This is a genomic window from Pseudomonas cichorii, assembly GCF_015471405.1.
GTDB classification, from domain to species: Bacteria; Pseudomonadota; Gammaproteobacteria; order Pseudomonadales; family Pseudomonadaceae; genus Aquipseudomonas; species Aquipseudomonas serbiensis.
This window is the reverse complement of the sequence record NZ_BLVZ01000016.1, coordinates 125,795-143,881: the sequence shown is the minus strand read 5'-3', so window position 1 is coordinate 143,881 and position 18,087 is coordinate 125,795. Positions and strand designations below refer to the sequence as shown.

Sequence of the window (18,087 nt, the reverse complement as noted above, 5' to 3'; positions counted from 1 at the left end):
ATGGTGCCATGCAGGTTGCTGCGCATGCGCCCTAGCATCATGAGCAGTTGCGCGGGTTCGTCCTTGCCTTGAGGAATGGTCTGTTCGGTCAGGTCGCCATCGGCGATGGTATTGGCAATGTGCAGGGCATAGCGCACTGGATGGATGATGCTCACGCTCAGGCGCCACGCCAGCAGCAGGGTCAGCGCCAAGGCCAGTCCGATGGCGCTCAGGGCGATAATGCGCGTCTGGTTGTAGCTGGCGCTGGCGGCTTCGACGGCAGCGGCTGCACTTTGTTTGTTGAGTTCGCGCAGCAGTTGCACCTGCATGTCCATCAGGTCGCCTTGCAGGGCCAGCATGGTGTTGGAAAGCATCCGCGCTTCGTCCAGCTTGCGTTGCTCGATAAGCCCTATTTCGTCCTGCAGGCCGGGCATGAATGCGTTATAGGCCTCCTGCAAGGCGATGATCGAATCATGCTCGGTGCCTGCGGGCACACGGGCCAGATAGTCCGTGAAGCCTTTTTCGACCTCATTCTTGAGTTGCTCGACGTTGATCTTGCTGTTGATCACCGCGCCGGGATCATCGGCATTGGCAATCAGTCGAGTGGTTTCGCTGCGCAGCTTCACCAGGTTGATCGCAATCGCATCGGCCATTGCAATACTGGGCAATGCACCGCTTTCCACCGCTTCTCCCTGATTGCGAATGTCCTGCATCTGAAACAGGCAGAAAGCTCCCAGCGCAACCATCAGCAATGAGGTGATACCAAAGCACAGTACCAGGCGCGAAGTGATCTTGAAGCGTCGCAATACCGTCGTTCTGGATTGCTGGCGCAAAAAACGAGGCAGGAATTTTTTCACAGCAAACAACCCCTATAGGCGGCATTTCGGAGAGCCGTTTATAAGGCAGTTGTGTGATGCCTTTATGACATCCATTGGCGCTTGGCAGTTTTGACGTCAAGAATCTGCGATGTATTCAGGGGGCGCCGATTTCCTCCATCAACTCGTCCAGAAACCGCTTCAACCGTTTATGCCTGACCTGCGCCATTTGCGTGCCGGTACGGGTCTGGAAACCATCGGCCAGATGCAGCAGTTTGGTGTGGAAATGATCGACAGCAAAATGCTTGTCGTCATAGGGGCGCTCGGCAGCCTGAGGGTCCTGCGAGTCATAGAGATAGCTGCCCATCCGTCCCGATACATAGAACACACGGGCCACGCCCACCATGCCCATGGCGTCGAGCCGGTCTGCATCCTGCAGGATTCTGGCTTCAAGTGTCACAGGCGTAATGGCTGCCGAAAAACTGTGGGCTTCGATGGCATGGGCAACGGCGGCTATTCGTGTCTCGTCCCAACCCGTTTCGGTCAGCAGCTCGGTGGCCCTGGCGGCTGCCAGCCGTGAGGCGCTGGCGCGAAAGGGAGAATTCTTTTCGACCGAGACACAGTCATGCAGCAAGGTCGCGGCCAGCAGGATTTCCTGATCCCCGCCTTCATGGTCGCGAATGGCGCAGACGTTCTTCCAGACCCGCAACAAGTGAGAGATATCGTGTGAACCATCGAACCTCTTCGCTTGAGTGTGCGGGATAAGCCGCCTGGCGAAGTCCTGAAAAGGGGCGAAACCGGCGTATGTCATTGATGAAATCCTGAAGTGGCTTGTACAAGTAAAGCATCCTCTGCAAGGGCGTTCGACAGGCCCTGCATTCTTTGCGGGCTATCGCGCAAACAGGGGCGACGATGGTCATCACCCTAAAAACGTAAAAACCCTTTATAATCCATGGTTTTTCCCCACCTTCGATGTGAGAAACGCTGTGAGCTTACCGTCCTGCCCGAAATGCAATTCCGAGTACACCTACGAAGACGGCACAATGCTGGTCTGCCCGGAATGCGCCCATGAGTGGTCTGCTGGTGGTGACAGCGCAGAGTCTTCCGATGATGTGAAAGTCATCAAGGATTCCACCGGCAATGTGCTGCAGGACGGCGACACCATCACCGTGATCAAGGACCTGAAGGTCAAGGGCTCTTCGCTGGTGGTCAAGGTCGGCACCAAGGTCAAGAACATCCGTCTGGTGGACGGTGACCACGATATCGACTGCAAGATCGACGGCATCGGCGCCATGAAACTGAAGTCCGAGTTCGTGCGCAAGGTCTGAATCTGCGACATTGCTTCATCTGAACGCCTCGCCGGTCGCTTCCCGACCGCGAGGCGTTTGTGTTTTCAGGTTCATTTGCACTGCGCTAGGGTAAAGTGACGGCTCTTTAAGGAGAGAACCTTATGCCCTCAACCTCCGCGCCTTATTTGCAGGCCAATGAGTGCGTCGTGCTGTTCGATGGCGTATGCAAACTGTGCAACGGCTGGGCGAAGTTTCTCATCCGGTACGACACTTCCCGGCGTATTCGTCTGGCCACCGTGCAGTCCACCGAAGGGCAGGCGCTGCTGAAGTGGGCAGGGTTGCCGGTCGATCAGTTCGACACCATGGCGGTGATCGTCAATGACCGAGTGTTGTTGCGCTCCGATGCCTTTCTGTACGTCATGCGACAGATGCCGGCGCCCTGGTCCTGGCTGGTCGCGTTACGCATTGTGCCGCGCCCCTTGCGCGACTGGGGATACGATCGCATTGCCTTGAACCGCTATCGCCTGTTTGGTCGTTACGACCGTTGCCTGCTGCCGACGGCCGACCATGAGCAACGCTTTCTCAAGGCTGCGGCCCATGAGTGAGTTGCAACGCATTGCCTGGGTGGCCCGTGCCGGTCTGGCGCTGATGTTTTTCTACCACGGGCTGGTACCGAAGATTCTGTGGCTCAGCACGGGTGAACTGGAGATGATCCAGGCCCATGGTTTCGCTGATGCACGCTGGGTGGCCTGGTTGAGTGGTGTGGCGGAGATCGGGCTGGCGATCTGCTTGATCTCGGGCTATTTCAAACGGACATCGGTGATTGTCAGTGCTGCCGTCCTGGCCGGATTGTTGATCGATGTGGCGATTATCAGCCCGCACTTTCTGGTGCAGGCTTTCAATCCCGTTTCCCTGAACGGGGCCGGTCTGGCCTTGTGCGCCGTGGCCTGGCTGGCCGAGCGCCCGCAACGAAAGCCGGCAGGCTGAACGGCTACCGGCTGTCACCGCACAGGCTCACGTGTTGTGATCCATGCGATCCAGACGTAGAATTCGCGTCATCTGGTTGTATCCCCCATACCCACAATAATCCACATCGCACGCTGCGCTCGTTCATGCATTCACGAGCGGGGCGTTTTTGCGTTTGTTGCCGAAGGGGGCTGGCCTGATTTTGCGGTACAGGTGCCATGCGGGATTCATATGCATGGCGAACGGCTACTCCTTTGAGCGTTGCACATTCTTGATGAATACCCCTCCAGAGGTTCGTACCGGTAGCTGGCTTGGCGTGATTGCCCTGGCGCTTGCTGCCTTTATTTTCAATACGACCGAATTCGTCCCTATCGGCTTGCTGAGCAATATTGGCGAAAGTTTCGATATGACCACGGCTCAAGTCGGCCTGATGCTGACGATCTATGCCTGGGTCGTTTCGCTGATGTCTTTGCCGATGATGCTGATCACTCGCAACATCGAGCGGCGCAAGTTGCTTATCTGCATCTTCATGCTGTTTGTCGTGAGCCATATTCTCTCGGCCACGGCCTCAAGCTTTGGTGTGCTGCTGATCAGTCGTGTCGGGATTGCTTTCGCGCATGCCATTTTCTGGTCGATCACGGCATCGCTGGCTGTGCGCATTGCGCCACCGGGCAAACAGGTCCAGGCATTGGGCTTGCTGGCAACCGGTACTTCGCTGGCGATGGTTCTGGGGATTCCGTTGGGCCGCGTATTGGGCGAGGCGCTGGGGTGGCGCACGACCTTCATGGGGATTGCCGGGATTTCCGCACTGACGGTATTGCTGCTGAGCCGCACGCTGCCATTGTTGCCCAGCCAGAACTCCGGCTCGCTCAGAAGCCTGCCAATCCTGTTCAAGCGTCCACGGCTGGTGGCGATCTATGTACTGACCGCTACCGTGGTCACTGCGCACTTCACCGCTTACAGCTACATCGAACCCTTTGCCCAGACAGTGGCGCATTTGAGTGGCGAGATGACGACCTTGTTGCTGCTGTTGGCTGGCGGCGCGGGGATCATCGGCTCCATCGTGTTCAGTCTGTTCAGCAGTCGCTTCCCGAATGGCCTGTTGATCGCATCTATCACGCTGGTGGCGCTGTGCTTGTTGATGCTGTTGCCGTTTTCGAGTCAGGCAGCCGCCCTCGGTTCGTTGAGCGTCGTGTGGGGCATGGCCATGATGTGCTTCGGGCTGCTGTTGCAGGCGAGAGTCCTGACTCTGGCTCCGGATGCCACCGACGTGGCGATGTCCCTGTTCTCGGGCATCTTCAATATCGGTATCGGCGGTGGTGCCTTGCTGGGCAGCGTGGTCAGCAGCCAGTTGGGCGTTGCAAATGTCGGGATCGTAGGCGGTCTGGTAGCCGTTGGCGGGTTACTGCTGTGCTGCGTGAGCACTTATCTCTTCAGCAAGCAGGACTCTACTGCGGCGTTGCAGGCCAACAGCAAGTGTTGAGCTGATCGGGGCTGTTGAAACGTCAACAGCCCCTGCGTTTCCTTCCTTCTGACTCAGGCCTTGAGCCTGCCCAGCCATTCCAGGGAAGTTCTCCAGATACAGATCCCCATGAAATAGGCTGACATGGCGAACCACAACCCCATGATCAACGGACCATTGTGGGGGTGGTTGATGATCAGCGAAGCACTGCACAGCAACCAGACCGTGGTGACGGCGATATTGATCGGCATGAACTTGCGTACGCGAAACGGATGCAGGAATTTCATCCGGGTCAGCGTCAGCAATGCCAGCCCGACAATGGTGAGGAACGTCACCCAGGGCGTCGGCGAAAGGATATACAGACTCAGGGCGACGACGTTCCAGGCGGCCGGGAAGCCCTGGAAATAGTTGTCCTTGCTTTTCATGTCCACGTTGCAGAAGCAGAACAGCGACGAGACCAGAATGATCGATATGCTTAACAGCAAGGTGAATTCCGGCAGCGGAATATAGCGGTAGATGAACAGTGCCGGGATAAAGACGTAGGTCAGGTAATCGATCACCAGATCCAGTGCCGAGCCATCGAAGTGCGGCAGTACCGAGTGAGTGTTGACCTTGCGCGCCAGCGAGCCGTCGACACCGTCCACGATCAGGGCGACACCCAGCCAGAGCAGGCAGGCCTTGGGTTCATTGTTGAACAGGGCAATTGTTGCCAGAAACGCAAGGACTACGCCTGTGGCGGTAAAGCCGTGAGCGCCCCATGCGTTAAGTCTGGCTATGCGTTGATTGGTTATCACGGGACGCTCTCCAGAAAGTAATGCGTGTCAGTGTTACAAACCTGACCCTTACAGACGGTGTGAAAACGGAGCATGGCCGAGTGCAGAAATTTTCACACAATCTGGTTAGCTATTATCGACCCGGCAATCGCCGATAAGGTTCAGCGGTGACTATCGCTCGTTTTCCTGTCATTTTCCAGAAAACTGCTATCCGCCGTGGACCGCTGGTCTTTGTATTCTTCGGGTTCGACGAAACAGGTAGGCGCAGAACCATCGGCATTGAGCTGATTGATCAGGGTCGGCTGGCCTTGGTCATTGAAGAAAACCTGACCGATCCCTGCCGAATTCCATAACCGCTCACCGGCCTTGCTGTGCTGCGGCGTGCGCGGGATGACTTTCATACGCCGACGTTTGGTGAACCAGTTGAGAGGGGAGCGCGGCGAGTAGAGCCAGCGGTTCAGGCGATCAAAGGTATCGAGCAGGCGACGGGGAAACTCGTTCTTGATACCGCTGCTGGTGATCTGCCAGATGCGTGGCCCACCGCTGCGCTTGCGAATGAGGATTTCGTAGACGAACGAATAATGCACGTCTCCTGAAAGGATGACGTAATTGCCCGGCGTCCTGGAATGACCAAAGATATTGAGAATGACCTGCGCGGCCCCCCGATGCGCCATCCAGTTTTCCGCATCCACCAGCAACGGATAACCGAGCCAACTGAACACCCGCTGGATGGCCTCTATCAGCTTGACCCCGAACACGGGTGCTGGCGACACGATGATTGCGGCCTTGTGGTCGAGCAACTCCTGCTGCAGTTCGCTGAGCGCTTCCCAGTCCATAAGGCCTGAGGGCTGACTGAAGTTCCACTCACTACGCCAGCGCCGGGTGCGGGTATCGAGCACCACCAGCGCCGGGCTGGTAGGTAAAACGTAGTGCCATTGCTGGAAGTGCAGCAGTTTGTCGATCACTGCATCCTGGGCCTTGCTGGCCCAGCGATTGTCATGATCCTTGACCTCGGTGCTCAACGTCTCGACCTGCTGGATCAGATCATCAAGCGCATCGGGGTTGTTGCCCCAGCCCTGACACAGCAGATAAGCGAGCAGGGCGTTACCGATGATGCGTTTGGAGAACGGATGGCCGTAGGCGCTTTCTTCCCAATTGGCCGACAGGTTCCAGTCATCGGTGATGTCATGGTCATCGAAAATCATCATGCACGGGAGATGCGCCATCGCTCGTGCAGCGCCACCCAGGCTGTTTCTGAAATCGTCGATCAGGTGCTGTTCTCTGGCATAGCGTTCACGCTGTTCGGCGTCGAGCTTGGGCATGTCCGGTTCGATCAGCGTCCAGGGTGTTGGCGACCAGACCAGCAGATACATTGCCATGACTTCAGCCAGCGTGACCAGGTGGTTATCCGCCGAGCTGCTGGTGAAAACCGGCTTGCTGACACCGCCAAAGAACCGCTCGCGCAGAGTGTCGTTGCTCTTGAGGGCTGGCAGCAGATCGGCGCGCTGGTAATAGCTGGCCGGATGCTGATAAAGATCGACGCTGTCATCGACCACCGCGCCTTCAAGCCGCTCCCCGAACAGACCTAGGCGTTCGATCAAGGCATGAATTGCACGCAGCATGGGGCCAGCAACGTCATCGGCGTAAACCTGATCGCCGCTCATCATCAGCAGTGCCGGGCGATCCAGCGGATCTTTGGCATCGGCCAGCAGACGATCGACACACAACAGGCCTTCGGCAGCAGGATGATGTGGCTTGCGGCATGAGCCGTGAAGCATGTGGTCGACTTTGCTGCGCACCACAAAACTGGGGCTGCTGGTGTCGGCGTACAGCAAATGAGGTGCCCAGTCGGCGATGCCGCTGTGTCGTTCGTCATCGATCAACAGGTCGTAATCGATCAATACATCCTTGGGCAGCTCGGTATCCAGCTTCACGTCAATCAGATGCACAAAGGCATGACGGCCTACGGCTATGGCCTTGCACTGCCCGGCATCGAGGGGATAGTCCGTGCAGGTTTGTGCCCCGTTGGCGTCGGTAAATTGCAGGCGCAAGGTCAGTGAAAGCGCTCGTGACCCTGTCAGCCATAGCACCAGACGGTTTGCTTCCTGACGACGCAAGAGAGGGCCAGCGAGTACAGCGGGTAGGGGTGGAAGCTTTTCGGCGGGGGGTACGGACATCCTGGGTTCAGGCTCTGACTGAATTTCGACCAGAAATGGTAACGCAGGCTGTGTGAAAAATTCCTCCAGGCGCTGCCAGGCATTCGGAACAGAATGTTTCAAAACGATACCGAAGAGCGGGCATGAAAAAGCCGATGCCAGAGGGGCTGGCATCGGCTTTTGTGGAGCGGATCAGCTCGTCAGAGGTATCAGAGTGTCCATTTCAGCGAGAACATCAGGTTGCGCGGGTCGCCGTAGACGCCCATGCCGCCGCCCTCGGGAATACCCTGCCAGTATTTGGTATCAAACACGTTATTGAAATTGACGCGGCCATCCCAGTGCTCGTCGAACTTGTAGCCTGCCATCAGGCCTACGACAGAGTAAGCATTCTGGGTCGCATAACCGTTGCCGACCCGCTCAAAGGTTTCGCTTTGAGCAAGAATATCTGCACCAACGCGCCATTTGCTCAGGTCGCCTTGCAGGTTATAGCTGGTGACGGCCTTGAACAGGTGCTTGGGCTGATCAGGCGAGAAATTACGACCTTCGTTACGCTCGGTGGCGTCTTTGACGTACTGGCTCAGCAGATAGGTATAGGCTGCGGAGAACTGCCAGTTAGGTGTCAATGCACCGCTGATCTCGGTGTCGATACCGCGACTGCGTACTTCGCCCGCAGCGCTGTAACACCGGGTGGCAGGGAAGCTTGGGCAGTTGTCCGTGGTCTGATTGGGAATATCATACGCACGGTTTTCCTGAGTCATATCAAAGAGCGCTACCGATGCGTTCAGTGCGCCATTGAAGTATTCGCCTTTCAATCCGATTTCGTAGCTTTCGCCAGTCATCGGATCAAGCACAGAGCCTGAGGCGCTTTTGTTGTCCTGCGGCTTGAAGATTTCGGTATAGCTGGCATAGACCGAGTAGGTATCGTTCAGGTCGTAGATAACGCCCGCATAAGGGGTGACTTCCTGTGTGACCTTGTAGTCGCTGGTGCCGCTGCGGTCATCGTAGTCATACCAGCTCAACCTGCTACCAACGATCACATGCAGTTTATCGGTCGGGTTGAAGCGTGCGGCTGCATAAACAGCCTCTTCTGTTGCCGTGTTTTTGCCTTGGTAGAAGTTCCAGTTACTGTCACCACGTTCTGGCTTCACAATCGTGCCAGGGGTGATAGCAAAAGGATCTACGGTATAAGCATTCCACCAGCCACCGACCTGATCGAATTTTTCCTGACGACGGCTCGCACCGAGCGTCAACTCATGCTCTCGACCAAACAACTGAAAGGGGCCAGTGAGCGTACCATCCAGGTTGGTTTGTACATCCGTGGTGTCGTAGGCACCTGCGCCTAATGTGTATGTAGAGGATGTTGAGTCGAGTTGCAGATAGTTGGAAAAGCTTTCTGACTTGGCCCAGATTTTCGCTGCTGCCAGTTTGGCGTTCCAGCCATTATCGAAGCGGTGAGTCAGGTCTGTGAAGACGCTGACATTATCCCTGTCCCAATAAGCCCAGTCGCCGCTCAGAAAGGTCGAGCGCGAAAAGTGCAGGTTTTCACCATTAGGGCCTGATGGCAGGCTGCCCCAGTCTGAAGTCGCGTCGTCACGCTGTTTGGAGGCACCAATACTCCAAGTGGTGGCATCGCTCAGATCGGCTTCCAGAATTCCGTAAAAGGTCTGGCGTTGTTTGTTGCGCTCGTCGACAAAACTTTTGTCATCCTGATAAGCAGTCACAAAGCGACCGCGAAGGGTGCCGGACTCGTTGAGCTTGTTGGAGGCATCGACTTCAGTGCGATAGCGGTCCCAACTGCCAGCGCTGGTGGTGATGCTGACTTGCGGTGTCGCGGTAGGACGCTTGCGCACCATATTCAGGGTCGCCGACGGGTTGCCTGCGCCGGTCATGAGGCCCGTTGCACCACGAACCACTTCAACGCGGTCGTAGATGGAAAGGTCAGCCTCGGCCAGGGTGTCCTGAGTGAAAGTACTCAGGATGCTAGGCAGGCCGTCGTACATCAGGTTATCGATGGTGAAGCCGCGAGCCAGGAATTGCTGGCGGTCCTGACCGAACTTGCGAAGAGTCACACCCGGTGCGTATTTGACGACATCGTTGACGTCACTCATGCCTTTGTCATCCATGCGCTGGCGCGTGATGACGCTGACCGACTGAGGTGTTTCACGGATCGACAATGGCAGCTTGGTCGCCGTATTCATCGAGCCGGTGGTGTAAGAGTTGGTGCCTTCGGTGGTTGCTGCCCCGGCAATGCTGGTATCGGCATTGATATTCACGTTACCCAGCGATACCGGACCTTCTGCCTGTTGCCGGAAGACCTGAGCAGAATTGCCCTGCACGGTTGCGCCGAGACCGCTACCGGCCAGCAACTGATTCAGCGCTTGCGCCGGCTCCAGATTGCCGCGTACGGCTGGCGCCTGCTTGCCTGCGACTGACTGGGCATCGAAGGTCACTTGCATGCCACTGACCTGACTCAGTTGAGTCAGAGACGACGACAGGGATTGAGATGGCAGGTTCAAGCTGACAGGAGCAGCCAGTGCAACGGCCGAAAGGCCTAGTGCCAGGGCACCGGTCAACGTGGGAATAAAGGGACGAAGCATCTCGTGATTCCTAGAAGGGCATGAAAACATATCGACTTTGCAGAGCACGCAGCGATGGTCGCTCGACGTAGCAAAGGGCAACGTTGAAGCGGCGGATTTAACAATTTTTTCACAACCATGTAAATACAAACGATTTGCAATTGCGCTATGTTTTGTATTTGTCTGAATGAAGAGATGGCTTTCCTTGTCCTCTACGCGCCAGCCTGCCTGGCCCGAATGCCTGTGCGATGCCGAATAAAGTACGAAGACGTGCGGCCTAGAGCCTTGGGTTTATCCGACCAGTGGTGATTCGGTTCGTGTTTTTGATCAGCCGCGACTTGCCATTGCAGCGGGGTAGGGAGGAGAGGATTCGCAGGTGGGATCAATGCGGATTCTGCCGAAGCATGCGCAGGAGCAGCAGACAGAAGTCGATAGAGAGGAACAGCCAGAAACAAGAAAGCCCGCACTAGGCGGGCTTCTTGTTGAACTTGAGGGACACAGTCAATTGAACCATGACTTATCTGTGCGAATTACCATGCGTCCACATTTGGCGTTCAGGAACGGTCTGGTTAGTGGCTTGGGCGCCTTCGGGTGAGTTATGAAATACAGCTAAGAGACTTTCTTCGGGAACGCCGATCTCATCGGCGCAAGTACGCCGTTTTGAGTTTTCATGTTTTCCCTTTGGGCCTATACGGCCGGGTTGTTATTCAGGTCTGCCGCCAGCTTATGTACGAGCGTCGGTAGTTTCGTTTTTGCTCATCTGCCTGTCGTCGATCTGGTATCGCGACAATAAGCGCGATCGCGCTGAATGAGCGCAGGGGACACACCCGGTCCAATAAAGTCTGTCAGCTCGTCGGTCAGCAGCATGCTTTGCGGCACCCAGGTGTATTGACCACAGGCAAGCGCGCGCGGTGTCCGACGTGTGCGTGGAACATGTAGATCAAGCAGCGCCATCGACTCTGCAACATCTTCCTGAATTCGCTTTCCGTTCTCACACAGAGGTACTGGCTCGCCCGGTCTGATCTGGTTCCAGGCATACCGATCTGCAAGAACCTCGTTCGTCCGGCATATGATTCTGTGGCACTTGTCTTGTAAGTGAGGATCCGTAATACCCCAGAGGTCTAAAACAAAATGGTTATCCAGGCTATGACCAATTTCGTGTTGAACAATGAACTCAAAAATCTCGTGATCTTCCAGTTGCGACCAGTCAATCTCGGGGCGCTGTACTGCGCGTAGCCGCGCAGTATTAACGCGGGCAGCCACTTGAAGAACCGTGCGTTCTTCCAGGCTGACTCCATCTACCGATACATCTACATGGACAGCTGAGGGCCATATACTGAAGAGTCCCCAAGCTTTGCCAAGCTTTTCAAAAGTCGACACCCCGAGGCAGCAACCGGCCTGCTTGGTGAGGTCTGCGAGCTTGCGATATTGAATGCGACCGAGGCGCAAGACAGTGTTCGTTTTCATTGCCCACCTCTTTCAACTACCAGCAAATCCCAAGCAGTTATCAACACGTCGGCCCCATCCACAACTGTGCGTTGCGCCATGATGGCAATTGCTTTGGTCGTAAGTGGTGGAATGGTCGGGCTTGCTATGAGTGACAATGCAAGCGCCAGCAAAGTCAGGGTGCGATGCATGCCTTGAATGGCGTCAGCATCAAAGCTCGATTGGATTGGGGGATTCATTTTGCAGAACCTCCCTTTTGAGGAATGTTCTGCAGTTTGTAGGCTGCGGCAGCGCCCGTTTCGCTCATGGTCATGGACATCAAGGCAACCGACTGAATAAACCATCCGACACTCATGGCAACATCGTCAGTCAGCTCGCCTGCATTGGCAGTATGAGCAAGTAATTCTCCCAGTGCTGCGGCACCATGAAGAACTGTAATCGTGAAGTTGTCGGCCGTGTTTTCGATGCCTTTCAATTGCTCAACCTGATCTGAAGTAAGGACAGACTCGAGGTTGTGGCAGGATGGAAATTCACGCTCAACATCAACGAAGATTTGATTCCACCTTGGGAGGTTGCTCATTGGTCAAACTCCGTAGACTTTCTTATCCCTCTCTCAGCAGAGCGGACCAGTGCCGAAGTCATCTGCGCAAGAAAGCCTATGGCGCGAATTTCAGCGCAGTAAGCTATTTCGCCGTTATTGATACAATCATTAAGCCGACCGCAAAGCTGTTCGACACCATCCGCGAGGTCCGCCGCCAGATCTAATGCCCCCGGCAGGTCTTCATTCTCGGCCCATTCTTTACTGGCAATAGTAAATAGGCCACCGCCACTGCCACCAAAAGAGATCTGTTTCATTTTCGGTTGCGGTTCTGGTGGGAATGCAATTTCTTTTGAAAGGCGTGTCATTTCGCATCTCCGTCTGTTTCAAGGGGGTGGGCGATGCTCATGTGATGGCTGTAGCGCGATGGAGCTATTGCCATGGCTTTATGAGCCGCCGCACGCCTGAAAAGCGTAGAAATACAGCCAGTAAACTTTCGGCTGACGGCTTGGCCAAAAGTGCCAGAAAGCACTGTATTAATTGAAGGATAAGGCTTACAGGTTTTTGCTAGATGCCTGATTGCCTGGATGGAATGAGGGCGTGGGGGAGGACTTCGTTTACCTCATTGAGGCTACCCGGCTCTTCTGTTCAAGGATGTCTTGTTTCTCCATTCACTCCATAGAAAGAATGAACGTGTACTGGCGCTGGGAAATACATGGCGCTCGAATGTTCCCATTACCCATTTTGCCTGCCCGCTCCATGAGGTAGCACGCGAGGTGTGCCATTCGCAGGCCAAGATTGTAAATGTGTCGCAGGTCGTTTCGGCTTCGACAGCCTTCCACGCCTTCGTGGTCGCCGTCGAGTTCTCTATATCCTGCTCAAGCCCCACCAAGAGTTTGTCGGAGAGCAGTCGGCGCTTGATTTCGGATCGTTTCACGGCCTGTACCCCTTCGGTTCAATTATTTTGAAAGGATGCGCGGGGGAGGCAACGGCGGTAAGGGGGAAGCAGAGAGGAACAGCCAGAAACAAGAAAGCCCGCACTAGGCGGGCTTCTTGTTGAACTTGGTGGCTACACAGGGACTTGAACCCCGGACCCCAGCATTATGAATGCTATGCTCTAACCAACTGAGCTATGTAGCCAAGTGGCGCGCATTATTCGTGGATAACGAACATGTGTCAAGCGTTGATGTGAAAAATAATTGCGTGTGATCAATCGGTTAGCTGGCTTCAGGGGGCGAGGCTGTATTTTCGAGTCCTGAGGGCCGCTTCGCAGGCTGCTGTCTTGCACTCTTCACATCAAATGTTTCTTCCAGTGACATTTTGCACTGTGTATTTTCCTGGACCTTCGTGTGGTCTGCCGCAAAGGCTCGGTTGTTCGGGTTTCCGAATGAGGAGGAGCTTTTCTTTCGGTTTCTCGGAAGAGGTTTTCTCTGAAAAAGAATGTCTGTGCCCGGACTCTGCACGAAAATTATTCAATTCAGGCGTGTTCGAGAAATTTCCTACCCTGTTTGGCAAACATCGCCGCGAAAAGTACGGCCTCGGTCCAAATCTTGCTTTGTTCTGCCCAAAGCACCGAACAAGATCATTTTCGTGCCTTGAAAACCTGGACGACTTCGCTTTTCGGATAAACGAGATGTGATGCCTATCGTCATTAAATCAATAACATGGCATTTTGCTAGTTGGCTTTTTCAAAAAGGGCACCTGCACGGTTTTACCCGGTTTTGCAGGCTGTCTACGGGGGGATGTCGGACATGAGTGGGCTTTTATCACCAGGTATGCGCCTGATGGGGCATTTTGGTTTCGCACGCAAATTTCAGGTCCTGTTCTTGTTATTCATGCTGCCTCTGGTTGGCAGCGTATGGATGATTGCTCAGGATTATCGCAACAAGCTTGCGGTGATTACGGGCGAACAGTCGGGCGTGCGTCAGTTGTTGGTGCTCGATGATCTTGATTTCGAGTTATCGGCCCAGCGTGATAACGCGGCGCGCTGGAAAGCCGCCGACATTCTTCGTGAGCCCACTCCTGCCGCCAAGGCTGCGATTGCGAAGCTTGATGCGAATGTCCAGAAAATCTCCCAGGCACTCGATGCCGTGGGCGCCAAATTGGCGCAGGAAGGTGCCACTTCTGACGCTATGGAGCGTTATAAGGCACTGCAGGCGTCCGTGAAGGGGCTGGATTCTGCCTCGTTGCGCACCGTAGGCTGGTGGCCGGATGGTTATGATCGTTTTACTACGTCCTTGAGCCTGACCCAGGCCCTGCGTGAGCAAATCGCGATGGACAGCGGTTTGATCCTCGATCCCTGGCTGGAAACCTACATGCTGATGCAGCTCTCCACCCAGCAGATGCCGGATCTGATCGAGCGTATTGGCCGTATGGCCAGTATCGGTCAAACATCCGTGGCTACAGGACAGTTCAGTCTGCAAAGCCGTTTGCAGATGCGTGACTTGCGTAGCCGTATCGACGATGCCAAGGATCAGATGCACAAGGCGGGCAATCTGTTGCTGTCCAAGCTGCCGCCCGAGCTGGAGCCCTGGGCTGTAAAATACAAGGCGACCTCGGCGATGATGGACGCCGAACTGAAAGTGCTCGATGAGGGCGTTTTCGGTGGCACCATCAAGCTCAAGCCGGAAGAGTTCGAGCGCAGCATCGATGCCATGCTGGGTGGCCTGGCTCAGTTGCGCAAGCAATCGCTGAGCTCCCTGAACGATCGGCTCGAATATTATCGTGATACTTCCAATATGCAGTTCATCCCGCTGGCTGTGACCTTTGGGGTGTTGATGCTGGTTGCGTTGTATCTGTTCGCCTGTTTGCAGTCTTCGATCCGCCGTAGCGCCAGTGGCATTACTACGCTTGCCGAATCGCTGCGTGACGGCAACCTGTGTGTCGAGGTCTCGGTTCAGGGGCGTGACGAGTTGGCGGCTATCAGCAGAGCGCTGAACGTTGCTGTGGTTCAGTTGCGCACCAGCCTGCTGGGTGTCAATCACGAAACCCATCAGTTGGGCGACGCGGTGCAGACGCTCAATGCCCAGTCCAACGGCACGCTCAGTGAAGTCGAGGAGCAGCAGTATCAGATCAGTCAGATCGCTGCGGCGGCGACTGAGCTGGCGGCGACCTCCCAGGGTGTGGCAAGAAGCTGCGAGCAGGCTTCCGACAGCGCACGTCAGACGCGCAAGATCGCTGAAGAAAGCAGTCGCGATAGCCGACGCACTACCGACAGCATCCAGCAACTCAATCAACGCCTGACCGACACGGCAGCTGCCCTGGGACGAGTCAGCGAGCAGGGGCAGCAGATCCAGTCGGTTGTCGATGCGATTCGTGGCATTGCCGAACAGACCAACCTGCTGGCGCTCAATGCTGCCATCGAAGCGGCGCGGGCGGGTGAGCAGGGGCGTGGTTTTGCTGTGGTTGCCGACGAGGTTCGCAGTCTGTCGCAACGTACTCAGGCTTCCACTGCGGAAATTGCCGGCACCGTGGACAGCTTGCGCTCGACCGTGACTCAGGCCGTGACCCTGATGGAAGCTGCATGTGGTCAGGCGGTCAACGATGCCCAGTCAGTGACCGGGCTGGGTGTGCGGCTGGGCGAAATCGCCACTGCGGTACAGGGCGTGACCGATACGCTGGCGCAGATCTCGACCGCCGTCGAGGAGCAGGCTTCGACTGCGGATGAAGTCAGCAACAATATCCAGCAGGTCGATCAGGCGGCAGGACGCTTGCTCGACGGTGCCCGGGCAGTCAATCAGGCCGCTGATACCCTGAGCAAGGGCAGCCGTGCATTGAACGACAATACGGCGCGCTTCCAGTTGGGGTAATCGGTTCTGCCGACAGCCTCGCTCAACGCAAAACACCTCAATCGCCGGTTTGGCGGTTGAGGTGTTTTGCATTCAGGGCTCATCGTTTTTTACAGGGCGTTTGTCTCGCTCAGACCGCTACCGGCTCATTGATCCAGGTTGGCACCACACTTTGCAATTGCACGCCTGGCTGTGGTTTGCCCAGCAGATAACCCTGAAATTCGTCCACGCCCATTGCATGCAGGCATTGCGCCTGGGTATGGGTTTCGATGCCTTCCGCGACGATTTTCAGCGAGAAGCGTTTGGCGATGAGCACTGCGCTTTCCACCACGGCCAAAGCCCGGTCATCCAGTTGGGCGACAAATGAACGGTCAATCTTGATGCCATCGATAGGCAGCTCGCGCAATCTGGAGAGCGATGAGTAGCCGGTGCCGAAGTCATCGATATGGATATGCACGCCCAGTTTTCTCAGGTGATTGAGCGACTCAAGAATGCGATCTTTCCAGGCCTCGTCGAACACTGACTCAGTGACTTCCACGATCAACCGGGTAGGCGACAGGCGTTCTATGGCGAGGATCTGGGCGACATAACGGGTGAAGCCGGGCGTCACCAGTTGCCGTATGGAAACGTTCACGGCAATAGAAGGCAGCTCAGTGCCGGTTTTCTCCCAGGTGACTGCCGCGCGGCAGGCCTGCTGCAATACCCATGCACCCAGCTCGACGATCAGGTCCGACTCTTCGGCTATCGGAATGAACTCCTGCGGCCCTACAGGCCCCAGCGAAGGCGGGTTCCAGCGCAGCAATGCTTCGATGCACATCACTTCGCCGGTTTTCGCAGAGATCAAGGGCTGGAAAACCAGCGACAGGCTTTCATCATGTACGGCATGGCGCAGGGCAATATTGATATCGAGCTTGCGGCGCTGGATGCGCGCCAGTTCCTGGTCATAAAACACGATACGGCCACGGCCTTGTCGCTTGGCTTCGGCAGAGGCCAGGTCTGACGCTTGAAGCAAGGTTTCAATGTTGTCGCCGTCGTCACCTTGTATCGCGATGCCGATACTGACGCCAATACGCAGTGACGCGGAATCGATTTCAAAATTCTTTATCAGCGCTTCTCCCAGCGTTTCAGCCAGTTGCCACGCCTTGGTGCGAATATCAAGCAAGGCTGGCGTGACGACAATAAACTCATCGCCTCCCCAGCGAGCGATGGAGGAGCCGTCGGGAAGCAAGGACTGCAGGCGCCTCGCAACGCCCTGAAGTATTTCATCACCACAGGCATGCCCCAGCCCGTCATTGATCTGTTTGAAGTGATCAAGGTCCAGAAACAGGACCGCACGCAATTGCGGGGCGGTATCCGGCAGCGGGCTTAGCTCGTACATCAGGCCGCGCCGATTCGGCAGACCGGTGAGCGGGTCGTGATGGGCCAGGATGTGCAGGGAGCGGGTACGATCTGCGACACGTTCCTCAAGTTCGGCATTGGTTGCCAATACCTCTTCGGTGCGCAGAGTCAGTTGTTCGACCAGCTCCGAGTTTTCGTTCTGCAACTCGATGGATTTGCGCAGGCGGGCATAGTTGTTGCGGTGTCCTGCGATCATCAGGCAGTAAAACACCACGCCAATGATGCTGAGGATCCACTGCGACGGAGTTTGCACAGCCAGTTGAAAGCACGCAGGCAGCATCATGAGGCCGAAATACACCGGGCCCATCACGCGCATGGGCGCCAGTATTCCGCTGGCACCGCCCGCCATTGCCGACACCACCATGATGATCAGGTACTGCTGGGCCGGTGGATAAGTGTTGAATTCGGTCAGTATCAGGATGGCCCAGAGAAAGCCTGTGGCAAACAAGCCCGCACCCTGAAGCTGCCAGGCCCGTTCCAGCCATTCAATCGAATGGCCTTTGGGGGTGTTGGCATCTCTGATCAGGTATCGATGCAAAGCCCATCGAATACCCAGGGTGACCACTGTGATTGCCAGCCAGATCCAGCTCCACTCCCTGTCGGTTTCTGATGTCTGGACCAGCAGCACCACACCAATTGCGGCGACCAGTTGAGCCCACAGACCTGCGAGGTTGCTGCCTAATGTGTATTGCAGAAGCTCAGCCTTCAGATGGGCCTTGTTCATCTTGTCTTTCCCGACAGGTGTTCTATGGGCGTCCGTTTGTGAAGTGAGATCCATGAGTGAAGACAGACTTCACTCCTGTGGTGAGTCTGGCCAGATGCGATGCACGGCTCTGGGCTATATGCATCTTTGAATTAAATGATGGCCAAATGCAATCATTATAAAAGGCAGTGGATGGGA

At 55.8% G+C, this 18,087-nt stretch carries 14 protein-coding genes, 1 tRNA gene and 1 pseudogene; 5 read left to right on the top strand and 11 right to left on the bottom strand.

Annotation, left to right across the window (positions count from 1 at the left end; all coding sequences use genetic code 11):
• Positions 1-245: 245 nt before the first annotated feature.
• Positions 246-836: pseudogene (locus JL015_RS28185) on the bottom strand (MCP four helix bundle domain-containing protein); the annotation flags it as partial.
• Between the two features lie 115 nt (positions 837-951).
• Positions 952-1,605 (bottom strand): HD domain-containing protein, encoded by a 654-nt coding sequence (locus JL015_RS23120; RefSeq protein ID WP_201020079.1) that lies wholly within the window; start codon positions 1,603-1,605, stop codon positions 952-954.
• 175 nt (positions 1,606-1,780) lie between these two features.
• Between JL015_RS23120 and JL015_RS23115 the strand changes: the two genes are divergently transcribed.
• The 4 genes from JL015_RS23115 (at position 1,781) to JL015_RS23100 (ending at position 4,532) form a co-directional block, all read left to right on the top strand.
• Positions 1,781-2,122 carry a zinc ribbon domain-containing protein YjdM gene (locus tag JL015_RS23115; protein WP_201006468.1) on the top strand — a complete coding sequence of 114 codons (342 nt, stop codon included), beginning with the start codon at positions 1,781-1,783 and terminating at the stop codon, positions 2,120-2,122.
• 122 nt (positions 2,123-2,244) lie between these two features.
• On the top strand, positions 2,245-2,688 hold the full coding sequence (locus JL015_RS23110) for a thiol-disulfide oxidoreductase DCC family protein (RefSeq protein ID WP_201020078.1): 444 nt from the start codon (positions 2,245-2,247) through the stop codon (positions 2,686-2,688).
• Positions 2,681-3,070 carry a DoxX-like family protein gene (locus JL015_RS23105; RefSeq protein ID WP_201020077.1) on the top strand — a complete coding sequence of 130 codons (390 nt, stop codon included), beginning with the start codon at positions 2,681-2,683 and terminating at the stop codon, positions 3,068-3,070. The genes JL015_RS23110 and JL015_RS23105 overlap by 8 nt, the downstream gene beginning before the upstream one ends.
• A 253-nt stretch (positions 3,071-3,323) precedes the next feature.
• A complete protein-coding gene (locus tag JL015_RS23100) occupies positions 3,324-4,532 on the top strand; it encodes a sugar transporter (protein WP_201006474.1) in 1,209 nt (402 codons plus the stop codon).
• Between the two features lie 53 nt (positions 4,533-4,585).
• Here JL015_RS23100 and pcsA read toward each other — a convergent pair whose 3' ends face one another.
• The 8 genes from pcsA to JL015_RS23060 form a co-directional block, all read right to left on the bottom strand.
• Positions 4,586-5,305 (bottom strand): phosphatidylcholine synthase, encoded by a 720-nt coding sequence (pcsA, locus tag JL015_RS23095; RefSeq protein ID WP_201020076.1) that lies wholly within the window; start codon positions 5,303-5,305, stop codon positions 4,586-4,588.
• A gap of 140 nt (positions 5,306-5,445) precedes the next feature.
• Positions 5,446-7,461 (bottom strand): alkaline phosphatase family protein, encoded by a 2,016-nt coding sequence (locus tag JL015_RS23090; RefSeq protein WP_201020075.1) that lies wholly within the window; start codon positions 7,459-7,461, stop codon positions 5,446-5,448.
• Positions 7,462-7,649: 188 nt separating this feature from the next.
• Complete coding sequence (locus JL015_RS23085; RefSeq protein WP_201020074.1) at positions 7,650-10,037, bottom strand: TonB-dependent siderophore receptor; 2,388 nt, start codon at positions 10,035-10,037, stop codon at positions 7,650-7,652.
• 735 nt (positions 10,038-10,772) lie between these two features.
• A complete protein-coding gene (locus JL015_RS23080; protein WP_201020073.1) occupies positions 10,773-11,483 on the bottom strand; it encodes a hypothetical protein in 711 nt (236 codons plus the stop codon).
• Positions 11,480-11,701, bottom strand: coding sequence for a hypothetical protein (locus JL015_RS23075; RefSeq protein WP_201020095.1), 222 nt, complete (start codon positions 11,699-11,701; stop codon positions 11,480-11,482). Before JL015_RS23075 ends, JL015_RS23080 begins: the two co-directional genes overlap by 4 nt.
• Positions 11,698-12,042: a hypothetical protein gene (locus tag JL015_RS23070; RefSeq protein WP_201020072.1), complete on the bottom strand. Its 345-nt coding sequence runs from the start codon at positions 12,040-12,042 to the stop codon at positions 11,698-11,700. Before JL015_RS23070 ends, JL015_RS23075 begins: the two co-directional genes overlap by 4 nt.
• Positions 12,039-12,368, bottom strand: coding sequence for a hypothetical protein (locus JL015_RS23065; protein WP_201020071.1), 330 nt, complete (start codon positions 12,366-12,368; stop codon positions 12,039-12,041). Before JL015_RS23065 ends, JL015_RS23070 begins: the two co-directional genes overlap by 4 nt.
• A gap of 695 nt (positions 12,369-13,063) precedes the next feature.
• Positions 13,064-13,140, bottom strand: a tRNA-Met gene (locus tag JL015_RS23060).
• 611 nt (positions 13,141-13,751) lie between these two features.
• Between JL015_RS23060 and JL015_RS23055 the strand changes: the two genes are divergently transcribed.
• Positions 13,752-15,809 carry a methyl-accepting chemotaxis protein gene (locus JL015_RS23055; protein WP_201020070.1) on the top strand — a complete coding sequence of 686 codons (2,058 nt, stop codon included), beginning with the start codon at positions 13,752-13,754 and terminating at the stop codon, positions 15,807-15,809.
• A gap of 109 nt (positions 15,810-15,918) precedes the next feature.
• Here JL015_RS23055 and JL015_RS23050 read toward each other — a convergent pair whose 3' ends face one another.
• The gene (locus JL015_RS23050; protein WP_201020069.1) at positions 15,919-17,910 is read right to left on the bottom strand and encodes a putative bifunctional diguanylate cyclase/phosphodiesterase; all 1,992 of its coding nucleotides are present in this window, start codon (positions 17,908-17,910) and stop codon (positions 15,919-15,921) included.
• Between the last annotated feature and the right edge of the window lie 177 nt (positions 17,911-18,087).

What these genes read in the sequence shown, in the direction of transcription:
- JL015_RS23120 (WP_201020079.1), bottom strand. Translation starts at nt 1,605, where the DNA reads ATGACATACGCCGGTTTCGCCCCTTTTCAGGACTTCGCCAGGCGGCTT.
- JL015_RS23110 (WP_201020078.1), top strand. Translation starts at nt 2,245, where the DNA reads ATGCCCTCAACCTCCGCGCCTTATTTGCAGGCCAATGAGTGCGTCGTG.
- JL015_RS23105 (WP_201020077.1), top strand. Translation starts at nt 2,681, where the DNA reads ATGAGTGAGTTGCAACGCATTGCCTGGGTGGCCCGTGCCGGTCTGGCG.
- JL015_RS23100 (WP_201006474.1), top strand. Translation starts at nt 3,324, where the DNA reads ATGAATACCCCTCCAGAGGTTCGTACCGGTAGCTGGCTTGGCGTGATT.
- JL015_RS23090 (WP_201020075.1), bottom strand. Translation starts at nt 7,461, where the DNA reads ATGTCCGTACCCCCCGCCGAAAAGCTTCCACCCCTACCCGCTGTACTC.
- JL015_RS23085 (WP_201020074.1), bottom strand. Translation starts at nt 10,037, where the DNA reads ATGCTTCGTCCCTTTATTCCCACGTTGACCGGTGCCCTGGCACTAGGC.
- JL015_RS23080 (WP_201020073.1), bottom strand. Translation starts at nt 11,483, where the DNA reads ATGAAAACGAACACTGTCTTGCGCCTCGGTCGCATTCAATATCGCAAG.
- JL015_RS23075 (WP_201020095.1), bottom strand. Translation starts at nt 11,701, where the DNA reads ATGAATCCCCCAATCCAATCGAGCTTTGATGCTGACGCCATTCAAGGC.
- JL015_RS23070 (WP_201020072.1), bottom strand. Translation starts at nt 12,042, where the DNA reads ATGAGCAACCTCCCAAGGTGGAATCAAATCTTCGTTGATGTTGAGCGT.
- JL015_RS23065 (WP_201020071.1), bottom strand. Translation starts at nt 12,368, where the DNA reads ATGACACGCCTTTCAAAAGAAATTGCATTCCCACCAGAACCGCAACCG.
- JL015_RS23055 (WP_201020070.1), top strand. Translation starts at nt 13,752, where the DNA reads ATGAGTGGGCTTTTATCACCAGGTATGCGCCTGATGGGGCATTTTGGT.
- JL015_RS23050 (WP_201020069.1), bottom strand. Translation starts at nt 17,910, where the DNA reads ATGAACAAGGCCCATCTGAAGGCTGAGCTTCTGCAATACACATTAGGC.